This window comes from Paenibacillus puldeungensis (assembly GCF_042678945.1).
Classification (GTDB): Bacteria; Bacillota; Bacilli; order Paenibacillales; family Paenibacillaceae; genus Fontibacillus; species Fontibacillus puldeungensis.
Map to the genome: position 1 here is coordinate 26,677 of NZ_JBHTLM010000013.1, position 23,353 is coordinate 50,029.

At 44.6% G+C, this 23,353-nt stretch carries 30 protein-coding genes; 29 read left to right on the forward strand and 1 reads right to left on the reverse strand.

Translation table 11 applies throughout. The features are described 5' to 3' along the window. The first annotated feature begins 6 nt into the window (after positions 1-6). From ACFQ3W_RS16965 to ACFQ3W_RS17105, 29 genes are all read left to right on the forward strand, one after another. A complete protein-coding gene (locus ACFQ3W_RS16965; RefSeq protein ID WP_379320431.1) occupies positions 7-540 on the forward strand; it encodes an AAA family ATPase in 534 nt (177 codons plus the stop codon). Between the two features lie 32 nt (positions 541-572). Continuing rightward, positions 573-1,274 (forward strand): response regulator transcription factor, encoded by a 702-nt coding sequence (locus tag ACFQ3W_RS16970; protein WP_379320432.1) that lies wholly within the window; start codon positions 573-575, stop codon positions 1,272-1,274. A 1-nt stretch (position 1,275) separates the two neighbouring features. Beyond that, positions 1,276-2,193: a sensor histidine kinase gene (locus tag ACFQ3W_RS16975; protein WP_379320433.1), complete on the forward strand. Its 918-nt coding sequence runs from the start codon at positions 1,276-1,278 to the stop codon at positions 2,191-2,193. A gap of 71 nt (positions 2,194-2,264) precedes the next feature. Beyond that, a complete protein-coding gene (locus ACFQ3W_RS16980; RefSeq protein ID WP_379320434.1) occupies positions 2,265-2,942 on the forward strand; it encodes an ABC transporter ATP-binding protein in 678 nt (225 codons plus the stop codon). A 4-nt stretch (positions 2,943-2,946) separates the two neighbouring features. Next, entirely contained in the window at positions 2,947-5,460 is a 2,514-nt protein-coding gene (locus ACFQ3W_RS16985; RefSeq protein ID WP_379320435.1) for an ABC transporter permease, read from the forward strand. 179 nt (positions 5,461-5,639) lie between these two features. Beyond that, complete coding sequence (locus ACFQ3W_RS16990) at positions 5,640-6,104, forward strand: 8-oxo-dGTP diphosphatase (protein WP_379320553.1); 465 nt, start codon at positions 5,640-5,642, stop codon at positions 6,102-6,104. Between the two features lie 16 nt (positions 6,105-6,120). Then, positions 6,121-6,900: an MBL fold metallo-hydrolase gene (locus tag ACFQ3W_RS16995; protein ID WP_379320436.1), complete on the forward strand. Its 780-nt coding sequence runs from the start codon at positions 6,121-6,123 to the stop codon at positions 6,898-6,900. A gap of 46 nt (positions 6,901-6,946) precedes the next feature. Further along, the gene (locus tag ACFQ3W_RS17000) at positions 6,947-7,885 is read left to right on the forward strand and encodes a 5'-nucleotidase (RefSeq protein WP_379320437.1); all 939 of its coding nucleotides are present in this window, start codon (positions 6,947-6,949) and stop codon (positions 7,883-7,885) included. Further along, positions 7,882-8,271 carry a VOC family protein gene (locus ACFQ3W_RS17005; protein WP_379320438.1) on the forward strand — a complete coding sequence of 130 codons (390 nt, stop codon included), beginning with the start codon at positions 7,882-7,884 and terminating at the stop codon, positions 8,269-8,271. Before ACFQ3W_RS17000 ends, ACFQ3W_RS17005 begins: the two co-directional genes overlap by 4 nt. Positions 8,272-8,303: 32 nt before the next feature. Then, positions 8,304-8,786 (forward strand): cupin domain-containing protein, encoded by a 483-nt coding sequence (locus tag ACFQ3W_RS17010; protein ID WP_379320439.1) that lies wholly within the window; start codon positions 8,304-8,306, stop codon positions 8,784-8,786. Positions 8,787-8,811: 25 nt separating this feature from the next. Next, a complete protein-coding gene (locus ACFQ3W_RS17015) occupies positions 8,812-9,288 on the forward strand; it encodes a hypothetical protein (RefSeq protein WP_379320440.1) in 477 nt (158 codons plus the stop codon). A gap of 149 nt (positions 9,289-9,437) precedes the next feature. After that, complete coding sequence (locus ACFQ3W_RS17020; RefSeq protein ID WP_379320441.1) at positions 9,438-10,250, forward strand: class I SAM-dependent methyltransferase; 813 nt, start codon at positions 9,438-9,440, stop codon at positions 10,248-10,250. Between the two features lie 166 nt (positions 10,251-10,416). Next, positions 10,417-10,839 (forward strand): hypothetical protein, encoded by a 423-nt coding sequence (locus ACFQ3W_RS17025; RefSeq protein WP_379320442.1) that lies wholly within the window; start codon positions 10,417-10,419, stop codon positions 10,837-10,839. Between the two features lie 150 nt (positions 10,840-10,989). Beyond that, complete coding sequence (locus ACFQ3W_RS17030) at positions 10,990-11,889, forward strand: aminoglycoside phosphotransferase family protein (RefSeq protein ID WP_379320554.1); 900 nt, start codon at positions 10,990-10,992, stop codon at positions 11,887-11,889. A 70-nt stretch (positions 11,890-11,959) separates the two neighbouring features. Then, complete coding sequence (locus ACFQ3W_RS17035) at positions 11,960-12,970, forward strand: GNAT family N-acetyltransferase (RefSeq protein WP_379320443.1); 1,011 nt, start codon at positions 11,960-11,962, stop codon at positions 12,968-12,970. A gap of 26 nt (positions 12,971-12,996) precedes the next feature. Then, complete coding sequence (locus ACFQ3W_RS17040) at positions 12,997-13,506, forward strand: GNAT family N-acetyltransferase (protein ID WP_379320444.1); 510 nt, start codon at positions 12,997-12,999, stop codon at positions 13,504-13,506. Between the two features lie 35 nt (positions 13,507-13,541). After that, positions 13,542-14,141 (forward strand): GNAT family N-acetyltransferase, encoded by a 600-nt coding sequence (locus ACFQ3W_RS17045; protein ID WP_379320445.1) that lies wholly within the window; start codon positions 13,542-13,544, stop codon positions 14,139-14,141. A 17-nt stretch (positions 14,142-14,158) separates the two neighbouring features. Further along, complete coding sequence (locus ACFQ3W_RS17050) at positions 14,159-15,208, forward strand: serine hydrolase domain-containing protein (protein ID WP_379320446.1); 1,050 nt, start codon at positions 14,159-14,161, stop codon at positions 15,206-15,208. Next, on the forward strand, positions 15,198-15,695 hold the full coding sequence (locus ACFQ3W_RS17055) for a GNAT family N-acetyltransferase (protein ID WP_379320447.1): 498 nt from the start codon (positions 15,198-15,200) through the stop codon (positions 15,693-15,695). Before ACFQ3W_RS17050 ends, ACFQ3W_RS17055 begins: the two co-directional genes overlap by 11 nt. Before the next feature lie 244 nt (positions 15,696-15,939). Further along, positions 15,940-16,302, forward strand: coding sequence for a DUF1304 domain-containing protein (locus ACFQ3W_RS17060; protein ID WP_379320448.1), 363 nt, complete (start codon positions 15,940-15,942; stop codon positions 16,300-16,302). Between the two features lie 276 nt (positions 16,303-16,578). Continuing rightward, complete coding sequence (locus tag ACFQ3W_RS17065) at positions 16,579-16,956, forward strand: VOC family protein (protein WP_379320449.1); 378 nt, start codon at positions 16,579-16,581, stop codon at positions 16,954-16,956. Next, positions 16,953-17,627, forward strand: a complete 675-nt coding sequence (locus ACFQ3W_RS17070; protein ID WP_379320450.1) for an HAD family hydrolase — start codon at positions 16,953-16,955, stop codon at positions 17,625-17,627. The genes ACFQ3W_RS17065 and ACFQ3W_RS17070 overlap by 4 nt, the downstream gene beginning before the upstream one ends. Positions 17,628-17,647: 20 nt before the next feature. Beyond that, positions 17,648-18,346 carry a class I SAM-dependent methyltransferase gene (locus ACFQ3W_RS17075; protein ID WP_379320451.1) on the forward strand — a complete coding sequence of 233 codons (699 nt, stop codon included), beginning with the start codon at positions 17,648-17,650 and terminating at the stop codon, positions 18,344-18,346. Positions 18,347-18,382: 36 nt separating this feature from the next. Continuing rightward, on the forward strand, positions 18,383-18,844 hold the full coding sequence (locus tag ACFQ3W_RS17080; protein ID WP_379320452.1) for an NUDIX domain-containing protein: 462 nt from the start codon (positions 18,383-18,385) through the stop codon (positions 18,842-18,844). A gap of 8 nt (positions 18,845-18,852) precedes the next feature. Beyond that, positions 18,853-19,245: a zinc ribbon domain-containing protein gene (locus ACFQ3W_RS17085; RefSeq protein ID WP_379320453.1), complete on the forward strand. Its 393-nt coding sequence runs from the start codon at positions 18,853-18,855 to the stop codon at positions 19,243-19,245. Between the two features lie 107 nt (positions 19,246-19,352). Beyond that, positions 19,353-20,687, forward strand: a complete 1,335-nt coding sequence (locus ACFQ3W_RS17090) for an MFS transporter (RefSeq protein WP_379320454.1) — start codon at positions 19,353-19,355, stop codon at positions 20,685-20,687. A gap of 38 nt (positions 20,688-20,725) precedes the next feature. After that, positions 20,726-21,190: a DinB family protein gene (locus tag ACFQ3W_RS17095; RefSeq protein ID WP_379320455.1), complete on the forward strand. Its 465-nt coding sequence runs from the start codon at positions 20,726-20,728 to the stop codon at positions 21,188-21,190. Between the two features lie 129 nt (positions 21,191-21,319). Further along, positions 21,320-21,559, forward strand: coding sequence for a thioredoxin family protein (locus tag ACFQ3W_RS17100; protein WP_379320456.1), 240 nt, complete (start codon positions 21,320-21,322; stop codon positions 21,557-21,559). 116 nt (positions 21,560-21,675) lie between these two features. Next, positions 21,676-22,296: a MarR family winged helix-turn-helix transcriptional regulator gene (locus tag ACFQ3W_RS17105; protein ID WP_379320457.1), complete on the forward strand. Its 621-nt coding sequence runs from the start codon at positions 21,676-21,678 to the stop codon at positions 22,294-22,296. Between the two features lie 144 nt (positions 22,297-22,440). On the opposite strand, the gene ACFQ3W_RS17110 is transcribed toward ACFQ3W_RS17105, so the two are convergent. Beyond that, positions 22,441-23,331: a LysR family transcriptional regulator gene (locus tag ACFQ3W_RS17110; protein WP_379320458.1), complete on the reverse strand. Its 891-nt coding sequence runs from the start codon at positions 23,329-23,331 to the stop codon at positions 22,441-22,443. Between the last annotated feature and the right edge of the window lie 22 nt (positions 23,332-23,353).

The window sequence follows — 23,353 nt, forward strand, 5'->3', positions numbered from 1 at the left end:
AAAGTTATGGGAAATACAGTGTATATCATCTCCGGCCCGGCGGGCGTAGGAAAATCGACAACCTCTCAAATACTTGTTCAGGCCATAAGCAAAAGCGCTTATATTTCTGGCGACGATGTGAGTCATATTCCTGTGAATGGGAGAGGTAAGCCTTGGCTTGATAAAGACACTTACGATTTGACGTGGACCAATATATTAAGCCTAACAAACAATACATTAGATTATAGGTACGATGTTGTCATTGATTATATAGCGTTCCCTAAGGAAGTGAAGTGGCTGGCACAAGCTTTAAGCGGCAAAGGGGCTCGTATCGTTTATGTTGTATTGCTGGTCGATAAGAAGACAATTGCTTATAGGGATCGACTGAGATCGGAAGAGGCTTGGATGGGAGAACGGAGTTTGGAGCTGCTGGAGCAATTTGAAAATGACCCGGAATTGTCCGATCGATTCAAGCTTTACACAGATCAATATCAAACTGACCAATTGTCTATGATAGTTGAAGAAATTATGAGCTGTGATAAATACATTTTTAATGCGTGAAAAGGAATTTATCACTGGAGGAGTTTTAAAGCATGGCTGGAGAGGCAAAAGAGATAAAAACAATTTTGATACTGGAAGATGATGAAAATTTAAGCCGAGGGATTGCCTTTACCTTTGAAAAGGATGGCTACCACGCCGTTTCAGCAGGCTGCATCAAGGAAGGAAAACGGATGCTTGAACAGCAAAACACAGACCTTATCATACTCGATTTAGGTTTGCCGGACGGCAATGGGATGGATCTGTGTAAAGAAATCAGAGCCTATTCAAAAATTCCCATCATTATGCTGACCGCTTGCGATTTGGAAACGGACGAGGTGTCTGGTCTTCTGGCCGGTGCGGACGACTATATTACGAAGCCATTTTCGCTCTCCATCCTTCGTGCGCGAGTGGAGGCTTTGTTCCGCCGTTCGTTGTCGGGAATCAGTCATACCATCAGTTCCGGCAAATACAAGCTGGATGCTGACCTATGCAAACTTTTTCGTGAAGATGAAGAAATCCCGATCAGCGCTACGGAATACAGGCTGCTTTCTTTTTTTATGACAAATGCCGGACAAGTGCTTACAAAGGAGCAGATCTTATCCTCTCTGTGGGATAATGAGGGAAATTTTGTGGATGAAAACACACTGCCCGTCAACATCAGCCGCTTGCGTGCAAAGCTGGAGGATGACCCGAGAAATCCCCAAATCATTAAGACCATTCATGGCATCGGTTACATTTGGATCGGAGGGGCGTAAGATGGCGCTTACGGTTACAATCGTCACTGCTGCCATGTTATGTCTCCTGACCGTTTATTTCTGTAACCGTTATGTGAGAAAAACCTTTGATTCGATTGATCAGGTTTTGGACAGCGTGCTAACCAAAAACGCAGAACTGCCGTTTGATAAGACAACGGACAGCCGACTTTCCAAGCTCACGCATAAGGCCATGAAAATCATACATATGAACGGAATGGATATTTCGCAAACCAGGCAGGAGAAAGAAATCATCCAGAGCTTTCTGTCGGACATGTCCCATCAGATGAAAACGCCTTTGTCCGGTGTTTCCATGTATACCGACCTGCTGCTGGAGGGTAACATCACTGCCGCCGAGCAGCAGGAGTTTTTGTCCCGTATCAAAGCGGGAACGGAAAAGCTGCAATGGATGATGGACAGCCTGGTCAAAATGTCGAGGCTCGAGGTTGGAGCCATAGAACTGTCCCCGGTTCCCACAGGCATCAAGCAAACCATTTCCGACAGCATCAGCGGCGTATATGGGGCAGCAGTAAAGAAGAACATTACGATTCAAACAGCGTATTTTGAGGATATCCTCCTGCTCCATGACCGTAAGTGGACATGTGAGGCGATGACGAATATTCTGGAAAACGCAATAAAATACTCCGAGCCCGACAATGAAATCGATATTGCTGTAGAATCCTTACCCATTTATACGAAAATCAGCATTACGGATTACGGCATCGGCATTGCTCCCGATGAATGGAATTCTATATTCAAACGGTTTTACCGGGGACAGAATGCCAAGACAGCAGACGGGGCGGGATTAGGGCTTTATCTGGCATCGCTGATATTTCAAAAGCAGGGAGGCAATATCCTCGTTGATTCCAAACCGGGGCAGTATACGACCTTCTCGATGTTCTTGCAAAACTGTAAGAAATAAATCCTGTTTTGTCAGGAGCCTGTAAGAACTACGGCTTATGATGAAAGCACAGGAGAAAGGAGGCATATAGCGTGTCGGTTTTGATTACAGAGGATTTGAAAAAATACTATGGTAATGAACCCAACATCGTTAAGGCGCTCGATGGGGTTGATCTGGAAATTCAGGAAGGCGAGTTTGTCGCCGTGGTGGGTACGTCAGGCTCGGGGAAAAGCACCCTCCTGCATATGCTGGGTGGTTTGGATACGCCGACCAGCGGCAAGGTGATTGTTGGCGGCAAAGATATTTCAACCATGGGGGATGAGCAGCTTACTATCTTCCGGCGCAGGAATGTGGGTTTTGTATTCCAGAATTATAACCTTGTTCCTATTTTAAATGTTTATGAGAACATCGTATTGCCGATTGAGTTGGATGGGAACACCGTAGACGAAGATTTTGTGGAAAACATTATTGAAACCTTGGGCCTGTTGGAGAAGAAAAATAATCTTCCCAACAATCTTTCCGGTGGGCAGCAGCAGCGCGTCGCCATCGCCCGTGCGCTGGCAACAAAGCCATCCATTATTCTTGCGGACGAGCCCACCGGGAATCTGGACAGCAAAACGAGCCAGGACGTTTTAGGAGTATTGAAAATGACGTCTACCAAATTCCATCAAACCATGGTGATGATCACCCATAACGAGCAGATTGCTCAGCTTGCCGACCGGGTGATTCGGATTGAGGACGGCAGAATCGTCTCCGTGGAAGGGCGGTGACGATATGAGAAACAATAATGGCGCTGTTGTCCGGCGGCTTACGAAAAAAAGTCTCCGGGTAAACAGGAGAAGAAATTTCTTCATCATTGCAGCCATTGCGCTGACCACGCTGCTTCTTGCCTCTGTTTTCAGCATCGGTATGAGTCTTCTGAAGTCCATGCAGGTGCAGGAAATGCGACTGATGGGCACGGTGGCCCATGCCGCGGTTACCAAACCGACTGCTTCGCAAATGGAGCAGCTTCAGAAATTGCCTTATATCAAAACAGTCGGTACGGGCAATCATGTCGCCTATATAAAGAATACACCGCAGATGGGTGACATGGATTTAGCGCTGTACTACTTTGATCAGACCGAATGGGAGAAGCTTCGTGCCCCTGCCTTTACGGATATTGTGGGTAGCTATCCGCAAAAAGAGGATGAAATTATGGTGCCCCTATGGGTGCTGGAACGGATGGGGATAAGCCATCCGGCCATCGGGATGGAAATTCCTCTGGCCTACTACACCAAAAATACAGGCCAAGATAAGCCTGTCAAAGCGGTTTTCCGGTTATCGGGCTGGTTTACCAGCTATATGCACATCCGCTCCGGGAATATCGATTCTCTTTTAGTATCCGAGGTGCTGTCGCAAAAGTGCGGGAAAACCGTCCAAGCCGAAGGAGCCGCAACGGTATTGTTCACGGATTCATCGCAGGTGTCGAAATATTCCGAGCGGCTGGAGCGGGATTTAAAGCTGTTAGCGGATCAGCAGGTAAAAATTGTTCCGGCATACAATGTGGATACAGAATCCATGAAAAAGAGCTTGATTGCCTTATTGGCAATTGTTGCTTTTTTAATCCTGACAGGGTATCTTTTGATTTACAACGTTCTGTATATTTCCGTTTCGCAGGATGTGCGCTTTTACGGACTGCTGAAAACGCTCGGTACAACGCCAAGGCAAATCAGGCATATTGTAATAGGGCAAATCCTACGTCTGTGTGTAGTCGGAATCCCAGTCGGCGCGGCGGCAGCATTATTGATTTCATCTTTTGCCGTTCCGCTGTTCATTTCCAGATTCGTAAGCATTTCCACGGGTACGGTTGTGTCTTTCTCTCCGCTGATTTATCTTTGCGCGGCTGTTTTTGCTTTGCTTACTGCCCTTTTGGGAGGATTTAAGCCTGCAAAAAAAGCGGCAAGCATTTCTCCGATTGAAGCGCAGAAGTTTACAGGAATCCAATTGAGAAAGAGCCACACGAATTCGTCTGTCCAGGGCAAGCCGTATAAAATGGCCGCACGCAACATCTTTCGAGACAGAAAACGGGCAGCGGTCGTGCTTCTGAGCTTGTTTTTGGGAATAACAACATTCACAACCATCATAACGCTTGTAAACAGTATGAATACGGACAATTACGTCGCCTCATATATGGAAAGTGATTTTGTACTGGAAAATAATACATTGAGACCGGATGGCAAGCCTAAGCAGAAATTCGACACAGCTTTTAAGGAATCGATCGATTCCCTGCCCGGATTGGAAAAAGTACACAGCTTGACGCAGGAGTGGGTGCGCCTCGATTATTCCTCTCACGAGTTCGGGGCATATGCGGCCGATTTTATGAAACGAAATAAAGAGGAGGATTTACCGGAGCAGTATTTCCGCGATAATTTCAGCGGTCTCATTGCGGGTATTGACAGCGATGCTCTTACGGAGCTTAATAAGACGCTTGATGACCCTATTGATCTTGAAGCTTTTGAACGCGGCGAGATTGCTCTTATAGCTACCAACAATCCACGCTTATTTCAAAATGTTCATGAGCTCACCGTTCACGCAATGGAATCTAAGGGTGCAGCAGGAATCCAAGACAAAGTCGGTGGCAAATCAAAAAAGATACGTTTGGGTGGTTATGTGCCGCAAGACTTTGAAGAAGTAGGTTACAGTCTTGCACCTACGTTGTTTGTATCCAATACGTTCATGCATGAGCTATACGGCGAACCTATAACAGCAAGAATAAATATCGATGTTTCTAAAGGCTATGACAAGCAAGCTCTTGATGCTTTAAAGCAGCTTACGGATGGCGATTACGAAATTTCCCGCTCATCGAAGCTGGAGGCGCAGGAGGAGATGTACGATTCAAAAATGATGTTGTACATCTTTGGCGGAGGCGTTGCGTTGGTCCTTGCATGGATTGGCGTCCTTAATTTTGTGAATGTAATGTCAGTCGGCATTATGGTTCGTAGACAGGAGCTGGCGACGCTGGAATGTGTTGGCATGAGCCGTAAGCAGGTCAGGAAAATGCTGTTGGGCGAGGGACTTGGATATGCTATCATAACGTTGTTTCTCGTTTCTACCGCAGGCACCCTCATTACCTTTGGAATTTTCAAGCTGTTTCAGCAGGAAGCCACCTATGCGGTGTTTACCTATCCCTTTATTCCTGTGATGATTGCCACGTTTGCCATTATAGCAGTATGCGCTATAACCCCGGAAACAGCATACCGTTCTCTCTACAAAGCCACTCTTGTCGAGCGGTTAAGAGAAGCGGAATAGGTGCTGTCAACAAGCCCTCTCAAGCACTAATTTCGTGCTAAAGAGGGCTTGTTTTGTCTTGAGAATACTGTCGGTGGTTATGCTATACTTTTTGTATGTTTTTTGTCCAATTATCTCGTAATAGGAACATTCTCTTAAATCTTGAGCAGCGAACAATACATAGTCGAATAATTATGGAGATGATTTTCTTGTCAAAGGTTGAACTGACGAATATGTGCATGATTTATGATAAAGAAACGGACAAGGTTCTTGTTCAGGATCGAATCAAGTCCTGGAAAGGAATTTCATTTCCCGGAGGGCATATCGAGAATGGCGAGAGCATTATAGACTCGACGATTCGTGAAATCAAGGAAGAGACGGGTCTGGCTATCACGAACCTTGAACTCTGCGGAATAATATACTGGTACAATGACTCTACCGGGGATAAATATTTCGTATTTAGCTACAGGACGGACAAGTTTTCGGGCCAACTGCTGGATGAAACCGAAGAAGGCCGCCTATTTTGGGTGGACAAGCATGAGCTTGAGTTGCTCCCACTAGCGGAAGGATTTAAGGAGCGGCTACCTATGTTTTTTGACAAGAAATATTCTGAAGGCTTTGGCATGTGGAATGAGCAAGGGGATAGAGAAATGAAGTGGCAGTAAGGGGGGAGAAATATCGATGCTGATTGAGGACCAATGGTTTACAGTGGAACTAATTGATGATCAAACCTACGCCATAAGCGAGTATGGACATTGGGAGAAAGTGCATTCCTTTCTGCTTCTCGGGAAAGAAAAAGCCGTATTAATTGATACTGGCCTTGGTATTGATCATATCAAAAGAATTACCGATCAATTAACAAGCTTACCAATTATGGTGGTTACGACCCACGTTCACTGGGATCACATTGGCAGTCATGAGCAATTTTCAGATTTCTATGTTCATGAACTGGAGGAGGATTGGATAGTCCACGGCATAAAAGGACTTGCCATGGAGCAAATCAGGAAGGACATAGCCCGGGACATTACTTTACCGGTTCCGGAATCTTTTGATGCCCGGATATATCAGCCTTTTCAGGGGCAACCTGCAGGATTGCTAAAGGACGGAGATACAATAAACCTTGGGGAGCGTGAGCTGAAGATACTTCATACCCCCGGCCATTCCCCCGGTCATATTTGTCTATATGATACCTCATGTGGATATTTGTTCTCAGGAGATCTTCTGTATGAGGGAACGATTTACGCCTTCTACCCAACGACAGATCCACAGCAGCTCGTACAATCGCTGGTACGCATTGCTGAGTTGCCGGTTCGTAAAATATTCGGATCACATCATCGGTTGGGACTGGAACCCGAGATATTCATCGAGGTTAAGAAAGCTGCTAAGTTTTTACAAGATCATAAACTTATTAAGCATGGAACAGGCTTACACACATTTACTTGCTTTAGTATTCAGTTCTGAAACTAGCGATCTTCTCATTCATGGTATGAAAGGAGGAATCAAGACTATGCCGGTAGATTTGTCGAAATATCTTGTAATTGGCATATCCTCCCGGGCGTTATTTGATCTGTCCGTGGAAGATGAAATATATAGAACTCAAGGGATAGAGGCGTACTGCGATTATCAGATTGAACATGAGAATGAGGTACTGAAGCCCGGTTTTGCATTTTATCTCATCAAGGCAATTCTCCACTTAAATGAAATTACCCCGGAAAAACGGATGACGGAGGTCATCATTATGTCCAGAAACAGTGCGGACACCAGCCTGAGAATTTTCAATTCGATCGATCATTATGGACTCGATATTTCCCGAGCCGCATTAACGTCAGGTCATTCCTTAGTCCCTTACCTGGAGGCGTTTAGTGTGGACTTGTTCCTATCGGCGGATAACCAGGATGTGCAGGATGCCGTGGATGCTGGGATCGCCGCCGGAATGATCTATGGTCCCAGCACGAATTATGCTAACGATGAAATCGAACAAATTCGGATCGCGTTTGATGGGGACGCCGTGCTTTTTTCGGAAGAATCGGAGCTGATTTATCAGGCTCAGGGGCTGGATGCTTTTTTACAGTATGAAAAAAAGAATGCGGAAAAGCCGCTGCCGGAAGGCCCATTTGCCAAATTGCTAAAGACGTTGTCCTTTTTGCAGGAGCAGTTTGACGCCGACAGCAATCCGATCCGGACCGCCTTGGTTACGGCCAGAAACAGTCCGGCGCATAAGCGGGTCATTCTCACTTTGCGAAATTGGGGCGTGCGCATGGATGAGGCTTTTTTTATGGGGGGCGTTTCGAAGGATAAGATTCTAAAAGCGTTTGGGGCGCATATTTTCTTTGATGATCAGGAAGTGCATTTGCGGGATGCGTCCAAGCAAGTGCCTTCAGCAAAGGTTCCGTATAAAACCAGAGAAAAGGGTTCAACTTCGCCCGAAGAGGAGAAACAAGGTTGATTCATCATATTGAAGTGAATGTGTCCGATTTGCAGCAGTCCATTGAATTCTGGGATTGGCTCCTGATAGATCTGGGGTATACCCGGTATCAGAGATGGGAGCAGGGAATAAGTTGGATCTATGGCGATACATATTTGGTGTTCGTTCAAGCGGAAGCTCAGTATCAGGACGTTTCGTATCACAGAAAACGGGTAGGCCTCAATCATCTTGCCTTTTTTGCAAAATCCAAAGAACATGTCGATGAGCTTACAAAGAAACTAGTGGAAAAAGGAGTTCAAATCTTGTACACGGACAGACATCCGTTTGCCGGTGGAAAGGAACATTATGCTGTCTTCTTTGAGGATCCTGACAGAATTAAGGTGGAGATTGTTGCGCCTAAGAAGTAGTAGGGCTTGATAAGAGAAAGGGAGGGGCATCCATGGCAACCATTTTTAACGATAACAATGTAAACTATGCTCTGAAAAAATCGCCAATACCTGAGTTCGCTTGGCACACGAGTGAGCGGCTGGCTGAGATCGCAGGATCAAAGCATTTGGTTTTCGACCTAAGATCCCTAGATCCAGGCAAATATTCGTTTCCTTATCATTTTCATCGCAATGCGGAGGAATTGTTTGTTGTTTTATCCGGAAAGGCGCTGCTTCGCACACCGGAGGGGATTACAGAGCTTGGCGAAGGGGACATTGCCTTTTTCGAAATGGGGCCTACGGGGGCGCATCAGCTTTTCAACAATACGGACCAGCCGTTTAAGTATCTCGACATCCGCACGAACCAAGGGATCGATGTCGTAGAATACCCCGATTCGGGCAAGATCAACATCCTGCCGGAGCAGGAGGTATACCAGACAGAGGATCGGGTGGACTATTACAAAGGGGAAGATCAGGTTAGTGACAAATGGAAGTAAGTTTATGGGATGAAGCGAGGCCATCGTGAGAAAAAGAGCATTGTTATCTTTTGTGTTGTTACTTACTAGCATCATTCTTGCCTTATTAGTGGACTTATTTACCTTAAAATATCGATCCGGACACAGCGTATCAGGTAACGGCAACCCTGGTGTCTTATTTGTGATCTTTGGATTTGTATGTTTAATTACCTTGATAATTACCACTTCTCAGCTGACTAAAACATATTATCAAAATCATCCAGATCAACGCTCCAATAAAATCCTCTCATGTATCTTTATCGTTCTTTTCGCTTTGATGGCTGCTGGGGAGATTTTAAAAATTAATGTTCTTCGAGAAACGCTTAATGGATTTACGAATCATGAAACTTCCATAGTGTACCGCTTCGGATGGATTAACCAGTATACAAATCATTTGTTTTATAACATTTATGTTATAGGGATGGGAATAACCATATCCTTCTTTTTAGGGCGACTCCTACTAAGTAGGGGGTATCGCTTTTAGGTTGCTATATGTATAATTATGGAATAAGAATAAGCTCCACGACACAAGCCCCAGTCTAGATGAAGAGCTATCTAGAATTGGGGCTTTTGTGTATTTACGAACATTTCAAGGAAAGCCCAGTGAAAACAACAGGGAAAGGATGTTTTACGATGGAGAAAGTGATAACCTACTACAGCTCATTTGATGAATGGGGACGACTTGATCGCGAACCTCTGGAATTTATGGTGAATCTCCATCACATCAGAAGCCATCTTCCTACAAAAGGACGCATCTTGGACAACGGGGCTGGCCCTGGAAAATACTCTATGGAGCTGGCCAAGCAAGGCTACCGGGTCACATTAACAGACTTAACCCCGCGATTGTTGGAAATTGCTGAGCAAAAAGCTCATGAGCACGGGATTAGCGAGCAGTTCGACGGATTTTTTACACAGGATGCCAGGCATCTGACGAGACTTTCGGATCAGCAGTTTGATGCTGCACTTATGCTCGGGCCCCTGTATCATTTGCAAGCAGAAGAAGATCGAATCCAAGCCGTCCGTGAACTGTACCGGGTAACCAAAATAGGTGGTATCGTCTTTGTTGCCTTCATGTCGAGAACCAAGTTTCTGACGACTTCTTTGATGTATCCCGAACTTTGGAAGCCCCATCATACGGTACAAGGAATACAGCATTTTTTGAAAACTGGGGTATTTGATCACCAGGATGAGGGAAGGTTCACCGGAGCCTATTATTTTGACATCGAAGACATTAGGCCGTTTATGGAAAGCCAAGGTTTTAGCACGATAAAACTTATCGGTTCCGGAAGTATTGCTGGAGCTATGTCGCAGCAGCAGTGGGATTATTGGCGACAGCGCGGTGATGAGGAATCTGAGCAGGTATTGCAGATGGTTATCAAAGAGTCAGAGAACCCGTACATGCTAGGTGCTTCTTCCCATCTGCTGTACATAGGAAAGAGAGAATAAAAGGAAGGGATTGGCCCGTCGTGGGATCAAAGCTTTGGACATCTATCTTGAAGAGAAAACGAGAAAAAGATTGTGAGAAAAACCACGAAAACCAGAAAACGCCGGAGTGGGTGGAAAGGCTGATGTGGGAGTATTTTTAATTGAGTTATGGGCAGGGGGGAACAGGGTGAATTTTTTTACGAAGCTGAATATCGTTAGCGCCTTGTTTGGCTTTGTTATCTTCGTCGGAATTGAGCTGATGGTAAATGTTTATAGAATAAGCAGATGGACCGGGCTTGAGGTGGGTATGGTATCAAACTTGGAAGCAATCCTCATTCTGGTCATGGTCATTTCGTCGGCTCTCCTGTTTCCGAGATTAATACGATATTGGCTCATGCGTAGAAAAGCAAGTTATTTTACGGTTCTCCTTTGGATCCCTTATTTTGTCCTTTTTGCATACCTGTTTCGTATAATCTTTCCGATGACAAACCCTGGAGACGATCCAAATCCTGTAACGGGGTTAGTGATGATCGCCGCACTCTTTTTATATCCTTTCTTCTTGCTATTGGTTAATTTATTGGCAGCTTTTGAGATAAATGAGGGCGCTTAACACGTGGCCTTGAAATTATAATTGGAGCAAAGAAGTCGAAATTCCAATTTTATGATGAATGGGGACCTTGGGATGCCGCTCAGCGACCGCCGATTGATCAATATTTTGAGAGAACAGGGCATTTTGGATGTTGATCACATTAATAGATCTATGTTTGATAAGCGAAAACGATCATCACTAACAAGCATTTATATCCATAGAAAAGGCGAGAGAATCTTGTCCCTGCTCGAAAAAAATACGATTTCTCAAGAGGTCCCATGTGAAAATAGGATCTACAGCTACTTCTCGAACAAAGATATCTCCATGCCAAAGATTTATTGCAACGATTATGATGCCGCCTCACAGGAAGGCGTTTTGTTAATGGAAAATTTGACCCCTACCCATGAGAGCCTGGCGAATTGGGAGGCTCCTATTGAGCCAAACAAGCGATCCGCATTGGTTGAGACGATCACCCAATTTCATGCGGTTTCCTGGGAAACGGGAGAGCTCCCCGCCCCTCGGCATTTGGAGACTACAGCGGAGTATTTTCAGCACCTTTCCTATTTGGAACGAGATTACATGAGCTTTAGAGCAAGGCAAGACTTTAACCTGCAACCAGAACAGTTTGATATTTATGAAAAAAGTTTGCTAGATTTGAGTAAAAACGCGGAGCGCCATATTCAGCGAATTGCGAAACGCCAACATACTACGGTGATCCACGGTGATTTGAACGCATGCAATATTCTTTATCCACTAGACAGCCTTTCTAAGCCACGTCTCATCGATTTCGAAGCTGTTAGAATTGGGCTTTGTACGGAGGATCTGGTCACCTTATTTATTCACGACTTTTTTCATGGTGGAACGGAAACGTTAAGTCTGTTCGAGCAGTATTATCGTTCGCTATGCAGCAAGATCTCAAGCGAATACACATACGATCAGTTTCAAGAAGATGTTAGGATGTCGGTGATGGAAGGGCTGTTCTTTCCACTAAAGCTGTTTGTCCATCAGGGTGTAGAGGATGAGGAACTGATCTGGAAATCAATCCATGCTTACAAGATGATTGCACAGTGAGAAAAAGAAGAACGTACATTCCCTTACTGTGATATGATCTCCTTAAGCCATATTTTGGAGGGGAAATCCATTGAAAGAGCAGTTAATCTCGGAATTGAACGAGTTTTTAGAATTTATAGGATGGATCGAAGACATTAATGATGAGATTTGGTTTGCGCCGCTGGGTGAAGGAAAATGGAGAATTCATGATGTGGTCACTCATATTATGCGGTGGGATATGTACTTTAATAAGGTGACTTTTCCAGCCTCCATCGAAAGCCAGTCTCCAGAACTGGCGGAGCATCCCGATTATTTGGGGTACAATGAACAATCCATACGCTACGGACAGGACAAGACCAAACAGCAGATCATCGATGAAACCAAAAGAAACCGGCAGTTGATGATTGACCAGGTGAACAGCCTGGATGAGGACCAATTTTCAGGGGGTTATCCCGGTGAACGTGAGTTTACGCTGGCATCGTATTTAACTCGGTTTTTCACATCCCATGATAAACACCATATGAGACAAATCCGTGATTTTATCGCGAGCCGTTTGATGATTGAGAGTCTCTCACCATCCGATGAAATCTCGGCGTGCCGAGTTTTTGAAACGTCCATACCGGACGCTTTTGCGAAAGAGGGACTTGGTGACCTTCAAGAGGATATTCAGAGTGAAGTTGATTATAAAAAGCAGATGCTGCGCGCTTCACTGGATCAGGCGTGTTCGGATACCTTTTTTCTTGTCGCCAAAATGGGTCAACAGATCGTAGGTACTATCTCTTTCGGTCCCTGCGGTGAGGATGCTAAAGCCTGTACGAATAATGAATTGAGTGGCATAGGGGAGTTGGGCAGCTTATACATTCTGCCTGGCTACCAGGGCATGGGAATAGGCTCGGCCTTGATCAGAGATATAGCAAATCTTCTAAAAAGACAGGGAGTAGAACGTTTTTGCCTGGATAGCGGATATCGGCGTGCGCAAAAAAGATGGCAGCAGAAATTTGGCCAGCCCTATGCTGTTGTAAAGGATTATTGGGGACCGGGTTCCGTGCACATGGTCTGGGTCTGCAGCGTGAGTGATTTCGCAGACGTACCATCAACCTAGTCTTGAGTGAGGGGGATGTTTTGAAGATGATTCAAATCAAAAAAATACAGCCGGAGCATGTCGAACCCTTTTGGGCTCTTAGGCTTGAGGCACTAAGAACGAACCCCGAGGCATTCGGTAATTCCTATGAGGATTCGGCACAAATGCCACAAAGTGAGGTTCTGAAGATGATTAAGGCAGAAGAAAATCACTTTGTTTTAGGGGCTTTTACAGTAGAGGAACAGTTAATCGGCATTGTCGGTTTTCGAAGGGGACAGGGCATCAAAATTAAGCACAAAGGTATGATTTGGGGCGTTTATGTGTCGCCGGAACATCGCGGGTGCGGAATTGCTAGACTGCTTTTGCAAGAAGTTTTGAAGAAAGCCGGAAACATGGAAGGTTTAAAGCAGATCAACTTAAGTGTCGTCACCATAAATACTGCAGCGGTGGAGCTTTACAAGAAGCTGGGCTTTCGGCCTTACGGCATCGAAAAAAATGCAATAGAGTACAATGGACAAGGTTACGATGAGGAGTATATGACGTATTACTTATCGTAGATTTTATCACTTCAGCTTAGCATGGAGGGGAGACAATGAGCGATTCCAAGCAAGAGCTTCAGATTCGTGGTGAAAAAGTGAGCTTAAGAGCCATTCACGAAGGAGATTTACCCGAGTTATATGAACTCGTCTATGGTGAGAAAGAAGCAGCGTGGAAAAAGTGGGATGCTCCCTACTTTCCCCTTGAATACATAAGCTTTGATGAGTATCGGGAGGAAACGAGCAAGTACGTTTTCAAATACGGCGCACCGAAGCCAAGAATGATCATCGAGGTTAATGACGAGATGATTGGAACTGTTAATTATTATTGGGAACATAAGGAGTCCAATTGGCTGGAGATCGGGGTCGTCATTTATAAAGCAGGCTATTGGAACGGGGGGTACGGAACAGAGGCGCTGCGATTATGGGTGGATTATTTGTTCGATACGCTGCCTCTGGTGCGTATTGGACTTTCCACCTGGTCTGGTAACAAAAGAATGATGAGGGTTGCCGAGAAGCTAGGCATGAAATTAGAAGGACAAATCAGGAAAGCCAGACTCTATGAAAACGAATATTATGACTCCATCAAGATGGGGATGCTTCGAGAGGAATGGTCCGAAGAACGTAGAAACAATCGTCGCGAAGTAGAGGCATAAAAAGAAGGAGAACAGCCATGAATCTGTCACAGAAAGTCGCAGACATTCTTACAGAATATAACGAACAACATCCTTTTTCAGGAGCGGTTTTGCTCCGGGAAAATGAAAATATACTTGAGCGCAGTTACGGTTATGCGAATCGAAGCGAGGAAATCATTAACACGACGCATACCGGGTTTGGAATCGCCTCGGGCTGCAAAATTTTCACAGCGGTTGCAGTTTGTCAGCTTGTAGAAGCTGGAATCCTGAGTTTTGATTCCTATCTAAAAGACTGCGTAGCATCTTCATTTCCACATTTTGATCCCGGCATTACGGTGCATCATTTGCTGACACATACCTCAGGCATTCCTGATTACTTCGATGAAGAGGTTATGGACGATTTTGAACAGCTGTGGGAAACACTGCCTATGTACAAGGTTCAATCTCCTGCCGATTTTTTGCCTCTGTTTCAGGATAAGCCTATGAAGTCGCTGCCGGGAGAAGCTTTTTCCTACAACAATGCAGGCTTTATATTGCTGGGGTTAATCATTGAGCAAGTGACTGGCATGACATTTACCGCGTATGTAGAGAAGAACATTTTTCAAAGATGCGAGATGCTTGATTCGGGGTATTTCCGCATGGATCAGTTGCCAAAGAATACAGCGCTTGGATATATCGATGAAGAGGCTGGTTGGCGAACAAATCTATATTCTTTACCCATAATCGGAGGACCAGACGGGGGAGCGTTTACCACGGTATTCGATATGGCAAAGTTTTGGGATGCATTGTTCGGTCATCGAATTTTATCCGAAAAAATGACGAACCTGATGCTGACGCCGCATTCCAGTGAGAGCGAGCAATTACGCTATGGGTATGGCTTATGGATTTCCATGAAAAGCAATCACGTTTTCAAATACTTTGTTATGGGAAGTGACCCGGGCGTGACAATGCAATCCTCCGTCTATGCAGGGCAACCTATTCAAGCACATGTGATTGGTAACATCAGTAGAGGTGCAGGCATATTAACAGGAAAAATAGATGAGTTGATCTATCAGGCCCAGTTAGGAGAAAGCGTGTATGATCATTAGGGAGGCAAGCTTAGAAGATGCGGCCCAATTAGTGGGCTTGCATGAGCAGTTAGACCGGGAGACGAAGTTTATGTTATTTGAACCGGGGGAAAGAGTACTTAGCGAAAGTCGGCAAAGAGATACGATCATCTCTTTTCGGGAATCAGGTAATTCAAACATATTTATTGCTGAAGTCGATAAACACATAGTGGGGCACTTAACCGTCGTAGGCGGGCAGGCGAAAAGAAATCGGCACCGGGGGCATGTAGTGATTGGTATTTTAAGTGAGTTCACCGGACAAGGGATCGGGCAAGGGCTATTTCAGGCTATGGAGAGTTGGAGATTAACGAGCGCTCTTACCAGACTGGAGTTAACGGTAATGACACATAATGCCAATGCAATTAAGCTGTACCAACGGATGGGATTTGAAATTGAAGGGACAAAGAACAAATCGATTATCGTAAATGGAGCTTACGTGGACGAATATTACATGGCGAAGGTTTATTGATGGAGTAAGGTTTTTTGGGGGGAATGGGATGATGAAAACAATTTTATTTCCCAAGCCACGATCTTGCGCAAATTGGATGACCACTTTATTCCTGTAGCTATATGGGATGATCAGATAATTTAATGTTTATAAGGAGTATTTTTAGTTGTGTTCTGAGTTGACAAATCCAGGAACCTTCCTTATTATTTAATTTGATAAAATTTAATTTTGTGACATTAATAAGCAGAGGAAAGAAGGATTTTCTATGCAAGTGCTCAGTATTATTCTGGTTGCATTGGTGGCCATAGAGCATGTGTACATCATGATACTGGAAATGTTTATGTGGACGACGCCTCGTGCCCAGAAGGTTTTCGGACTAACGCCAAGCTTTGCGCTGTCAACCCGAGCTATGGGGGCCAATCAAGGGCTTTATAACGGATTTTTGGCAGCGGGGTTGATCTGGGGACTACTCCATCCAAATGGAGATTTCGGTTACCAAATTCAATTGTTCTTCCTCATTTGTGTGTCGGTTGCAGCGGTTTATGGAGGGGTTACCGCGAAAAAATCAATCATCTTAATGCAGGGGCTTCCCGCATTTTTAGCGCTCATTTCTTTGTTTTTATACTAAGCAGTAGGAATAGTTAATTCGCTTGAAAAAAGGCACGCGTGTGCGGGTGCCTAATTGTATTTTGTGCAGCTATTCTGGTACTTTTATTCTCTTCTATGATTTGAACCCTTAATGTCGCTCGTGAACCTCCTTTTTAGGGCTATCGGCCGTCGGATTACCGATGTATAATCGTGGAAGAGGCTCCATCAACCAACGCCCCAGCTTTAGATCAGAGCTATCTAAGGCTGGGGCGTTTCGTGATTTTACACACGAAAAAGATACAGGGAGAGATGCGAAGTGAAGGTAACCGGGATCTGCTTAATTACGAATCAAGTCCCCGTACTTACAGCTTTCTACCAAAAGGTGCTGGGCGTAAGTGCAGAAGGCAATGATGTTCATGTTGAACTGAAAACGGATGGAGTTGGCATGGCAATTTTTTCTACCGAGGGGATGGAACAAATGGCTCCGGGCTCGATGCAAGGCGCGGGGCATGGCTGCTTTACGGTAAATTTTAAGGTCGATGATGTAGATGCAGAGTACGAGAAAATTAAAACTATGGCTGTTGAAATCATAAAGATGCCGCAAACCCACCCATGGGGTTCAAGATCATTCTGGTTCCGGGACCCTGACAGAAATATCGTCAACTTTTATAGCGAGGCAGATGAGACCCGATGAAAACATTTGAAGTGGTTAGTCTGGATATGTTTCAAACCTTGGTCAACGTGGACTCCAGGAGAGAACAGGTATGGACCTCAATTTTGTCTGAAAAATATACTCAAGAGTCGGCGGAGCAGTATGCCCAGTTATTATTACAGTACTTTATGGAGCATTGGAAACAGCTTAAAGAGACAAAACGTTTTCATTTCACCAGAGAAGTATATGAAAGAAGCTTTGAGAGTGTTTTTCAGCGTTTTAACATTGAATTTGATGTGGAAGAGGCGTGTAACATTCTTTTTCAAGAGCATACGAAGGCGGAGCTTTATGAGGATACAGTTCGCTTTTTGGATAGAATCTTGAAGCAATATAAGGTGTGCATTGTTAGTGATGCCGATGAGGCGATGATTCCGCAATTTTACACGAAGTATGGGATTCGAAATTTCATCTCGGAGCACTATCAATCTTATAAAAATGATGAAGATAATTTGATGTTCAAGGAACTGCTTCATTTTTATAAGGTGCATCCAAGTAAGGTCATACATATTGGTGATTCCGAATCGGATATCATTGGAGCCCACCGGGAAGGGATTAGAACATGCTGGTTGAACCGGGACAAGAGAACCTGGGAGCATGAAATCAAACCTGATTTCGTTATCGAATCTTTGAATGACTTGAAACAAATCTTGTAAGGCACGGGGGAATGGCCTGGATGAATCGATTTATCCAAGCTCGTACAGAAGAAGTTAAATACCATGAGGATTTTTATGCGCATCACATCCTGTTTGAGCCAGGCTCTTGGTTGTCCAAACCAGTCAAGATCGTTTTGGATATGCTTGATGAACTGGATCTAGACCATATTCATGTCCTTGATTTGGGGTGCGGAGTTGGTAGAAATAGCATTCCAATTGCTCAGAGGATAAAACCGCATAACGGAAGGATTACATGTGTAGATCTACTCCCCATGGCTGTAAACCAATTAGTAACAAACTCGAGAAAATACGACGTTCATGAATTGATTGTTTCCGAAGCAGCAGATGTAGAAGCCTATGATATCCCGGATAATAGTTATGAATATATTGTAGCTTGCTCTTGTTTAGAGCACGTCTCTTCGGTGGAGGCTTTTCGCATGGTCGTCTCTCGGATGATCGAAGGAACAAAAAACCAAGGGATTAACGCTATTCTGATGAGTACCGAAAACCTGGATGTGGACATAGAAACGGGAAAGGTCTCGAACGGTATAATCGAATTGAATATGAAGACTGCGGACACTTTTAGCTTACTACATGAACTATATCGCGATTGGGATATCCTGGTGGAAAAATCCGTCTCCCAGTCGATTCATGAACGAAAGTATGAAAAAGAGATTGATTTCAGAAGCAACTGGCTAACATTCCTAGCTCGAAAATAAGGAGTAAGATTAGGCGTTCAAGAGAGGAAGATCAGTATGCAGCAGGAAACAAAACAGAGGTATCATGTGTTGGCCCGGGGAGTTTTTTTATCCGGCGATCATCTTCTTGTAGCACACTGTATAGGTATGGATAACACCTTTTTGCCGGGTGGACATGTGGAGTTCCATGAAGGAATCAGAGCTACTTTAGCTAGAGAAATACAGGAGGAACTTGGACTTGCAAGCACCGTGAAACAGTACCTTGGGGCGGTTGAAGCTGAGCATGAGGAGGAAGGTGTCTATAACCAGGAAATTAATCACTTATTTATCGCCGAATTGGAAGGTGTAGACCATACAGACAATCCGCCATCACAGGAAAAGCATTTGGAGTTTTATTGGATTCCCGTCAGCGGGATGGAGGAGCATAATGTATTGCCAGAACCAGTGCGCAAAGTGATCCGAAAATATATACACCAAGTCGATGGTCCATATTTTGAAAGCACCTTTTTGGGGGAGTGACAGAATCCATGATTCAATGCCCTTGGTGTACAAAAGAAGTTGAGATCATAGACAATATCTGTCCTGAGTGTAAGCATGAGGTTCTCATTGATGAACAGGGGGATATACTGTTTGAAGATTCCCCAGAAACGGAAGAAGAGGTTCCTTACTCGGAAGTTAATCTGGAGGAGGTTATTAAAGAGCGGTTTAAGTGCGTTAAATGCGGGCACCGCAAGTGTGATGTGGATGAGGTAGCGATGACAGGAACCGGATTGAGCAAGATTTTTGATGTTCAGTACAATCACTTTCTATTTGTGTCATGCCATCACTGTGGATACGTTGAAGTGTACAATCCCAGTATTCTTGCAAACAAAAACTCCGGAACGCTAAGTACTGTGCTCGATATCCTTTTTGGAAGGTAATTTAATTAAACCTGGCGTTTTAATATGACACGCTGTTGTCAAATTAGCCCTGGTACAATGGCGTTAAGCTCATGGCTCATAGCGAGAATTTAACCGGAGGTGAATATTTGGATATCTTCAGAAATAAAAACTTCTGTTTGTTATTTTTCGGAAGAATTTTGACGAACATCGGTGATAGTCTATACGCTGTGTCTGCCATGTGGTTAATTTATGATCTAGGAGGTTCATCCTTTTATACCGGTTTGGCGGGATTTTTATCTATCTTGCCTAGAATCATTCAGCTTCTGTCTGGGCCTATCATTGACCGAATACCGATACGTGGTATTTTAGTGTACAGTCAGTTAATCCAAGCTTTACTTTTACTTATCGTCCCGATCGCTTCCTTTTTTGACGTGCTGACTGTTGGTCTTGTTTTGACGATTACGCCTATATTGAGCATATGCAACACTTGGGTGTACCCTGTCCAAATGTCTACCCTACCTAAAATTTTAGATGCGAGGCAATTGACAAAAGGCAATTCTCTGTTCTCGGTGGCTTATCAAGGTATCGATGTAGCTTGCAATGCCATTTCCGGTGTCCTCATTATTGTGATTGGTGCTGTATCCTTATATCTTTGGAATGCTTTGGGCTTCTTTATCGGTGCGATGCTTTTTGCCCAACTACGGATCAATTCTGCTAATCCATCTGTAAAGTTGGAAGAGGCCAAAAGTGAGGTTGTCATTAATCAGGTTCATGGGAAAAGTGATAAGGTGAAGCAGCTATTAGCTGACTATAAAAACGATTTAGTTAGCGGAATCAAACTTCTTACACAAACGCCGTTAGCCAAGCTGCTGTATGGCATTATCATTATTAATGCAGCGGGTGGAGCCACCTTTAGTGTGCTTCCTGTATTTAGTGACAAGCTCGGTGGCCCGGATTTGTACGGACTTTTGTTAATGGTGCAGGCCCTTGGCAGTGTGCTTGGTGCAGCATGTGCCCCATTTCTAAAATTGGAACGTATACGGTTAGGTCTGTTGTATGCAGTGGCTTTTATAGTTGCAGGTATTGCCTGGTCGATGAGTGTGTATAGTCCGTTGACATGGTTAGTCATCGTCTTTTATGGTCTAGCGTGGTTTCCCGGTGGTGCAGTTAATGTCATTATCAATACGGTTGTGCAAAAAGGTATTCCTCAACAATATATGGGGCTGATTTTCTCAGCTACAATGGCACTCAGCGGGATAGCTATGCCTTTGGGTAGCCTTCTTGGTGGAATGCTTGGGCTGTGGCTGGACAGTTACGCCGTAATTTCCTTATGTGGATTAACTGTTTTTCTCGTGGGCTGCTATTGGTTACTAGACAAAACATCACGAAATCTCCCGAAAACGGAACATATACATGAAGGCTTTTTTTACTTTAGAAAAGAACCCGGTTCAATCCGTTCAGCTAATGAGCTAGATATTTAACATGCTTGCCGAAAAATAACTTAAGGAGCGCGATATTAATGAATGACGAAATTAAGTCATTAATCAAGGAATTTAAGGAATGGATTCCGTTTGTGCAATCTTTACGCGGGATATCCGAGGAAGCGTGGGGCTCTAGCCTGGAAGCGGGAAAGTGGTGCGTGAAGGATATCGTATCTCATATCATGATGTGGGATAAGTATTTTTATGAAGATGCCATTACAAAAATTGCTGCTGATCAAGACGTTGCCCTGGAGCTATCCAATTTTGATGATTTTAACCGTCAAGCAGCGAGCTATGGAAAAACGCTAACGACGGACGAACTCCTTGATCAAGCGATCAAGTATCGTGAGAAGATCGCTGCAACAATTGAAAATTTGCCCGATTCCGCGCTTGACAAGGACTACCCTGGTAAAGACGGAAATGCGTTTCAATTTTCATCCTATTTAAAGGATTTCATCTGGCACGACCAGCATCATATGGCACAAATCAAGAAACTGATTTAGAAACGATACATAAAACCATTGGAATAACCTATCGTAACGATAATGAATCTGTAATTGAAGCGAATCATTGATCGCCCCTATAATCATTTGTGTAGCGATGCTACATAAATGATCGAGGAGCTGATCTATATGTCAAAAGCCGTATTTTATCATGCCGGGTGCCCTGTTTGTGTAGATGCTGAGCAGATGGTGCTGGGTTATCTCGACAAAACCAAAGTTGATGCGAAAATCGTACACTTGGGAACAGATCGTGGGCGTATTGAAGAGGCGGAGAAAGTCGGAGTTAAATCCGTTCCGGCCTTGGTCATCGATGGGAATGTGTACCATATCAATTTTGGCGCAAGTCTGGAAGATGTAAAGAAAGGTTGATTCTTTGGAAGGGAGGTGCCGAATAGGGCGCCTCTTCTTTTTCCATATTGCCTTTTATCCGGCCATGTTTCCATGTAGAATGGTTAAAAGAATGTACAGGAAAGGTTCGGTAGGCTATGATTTTTGATCCCCAGCATCGCAAAAACGTTCGATCCGCTCGTATCAGCATGGCTTTGTTCCGGCTGTCTCAGGCAATCAAGAAGGTGACACAGGAGGAAAGCGATGTGATTGGATTGTCGCCCGTACAAGTGCAGGCGCTGCTGTTCTGCCAATATACCCGAAGCGATGTGGCTACTGTAGGCAATTTTGCGAGTACGATCGGGACAACTCATGTGACCGCTGTGAAGATCGTTAACGGATTGGTGAGTAAAGGGCTGATCTCAAAAGTGCAAAAATCTGATGATCGGCGGGTAACTTTACTGCAGTTGACCTCGGCAGGGATAGAAATTATACCGAAGCTGGAAAATTGGGGGCATGTCTTGGAGGAAGCCCTCCACCCAATTTCAGATATTATGTTAGCGAACTTGGAGCTTGGACTTGGCTCAATCATTTCGTCCCTGGAGGATCGCGGTCATCTTACGGTAGCGGAGCCGTGCTTAGGGTGTATTCATTTTCATCCGAATGTAGGAGAAACCGCCCAGCCCCATTACTGCGACCTTATCCATAAGTATCTTACCCACCAAGCCTCTCTCCAACAATGTCCCGAACATACCCCGCTCTCCAAGCCGAAAGCGTAAGATCGATCTTAACCATAGGCCATACCTATTGTTACTATAAAAAATCTGGTATTGCACCCATAATTTACTCGACTTATACTAAATCGTAATCCATGCCCAAATTCGCATCGTCCGGAGACTTCCAGACGATGCATTTTAGACTGGCTAGTCGTCCCTTTTTGTAGACGTAATCAGCTGTTCCATAAAGACGCGGCTGGCGGCACATAAATATTTGTTCTTTCGGTACACTACGCCGATTTGTGTTGTAAGTACGGGGTTCTGAATCGGAATCGTCCGGATCGACTTATTGTCGATATATTCGAGGTAAGCTTTCGGTAAAATCGTGACACCTACACCTTGCCCGACCATATTTATGATGGCTTCCATTGTCGTCATTTCCAAGACCGGCTGTAGCGTAAAGCCGAGCAAGCGGCACTGTTCGTCGATTGTTTGTCTTAAGAAGTATGTGTTTGGCAACAAGATAGATGGCGTTTCTTTTAAAATATCCAGCGTCACAAACGGTTCGTTCGCGAGTGCATGATTGACAGGCGCTGCTAGGGCGAGGTTTTCTTTATATAGTGGGACACACTCTAAATCATGATGTTCCATCGGCAGGAAGACGATCCCTAAATCAAGCTCGTTCTTGAGTAGCCCCTCCCTAATATCTCCGGTCCGCAGACCGAGCACCGACAGCTCGATGTTGGGGTACTTTCGGTGGAACCCGGCGACGGTAGGCGGGAGCAAATAATTCACGACGGTTAATAGAGCGCCGATTTTAAGTGTGCCTCTATCAAGCCCCTGAAGCTCGCTAATGGCGGCCTTGGCTTGAGACAGCTCATGAAAAACATTATAGCTATGGTGCAGCAGTGCTTTACCCGCTTCCGTAATCACAGTTCGTTTCCCAATGCGGTCGAATAGTGGAGTCCCGATTTCGTGTTCCAACAGCCGAATTTGCTGGCTAAGTGATGGTTGGGCGATACCGAGTTTTTCAGCGGCCCTTGTGAAATGCAGCTCCTGGCATACGGCGATAAAATATTCCAATTGCTTCAGTTCCATCAAAGCTCTCCTTGTCTAGGTA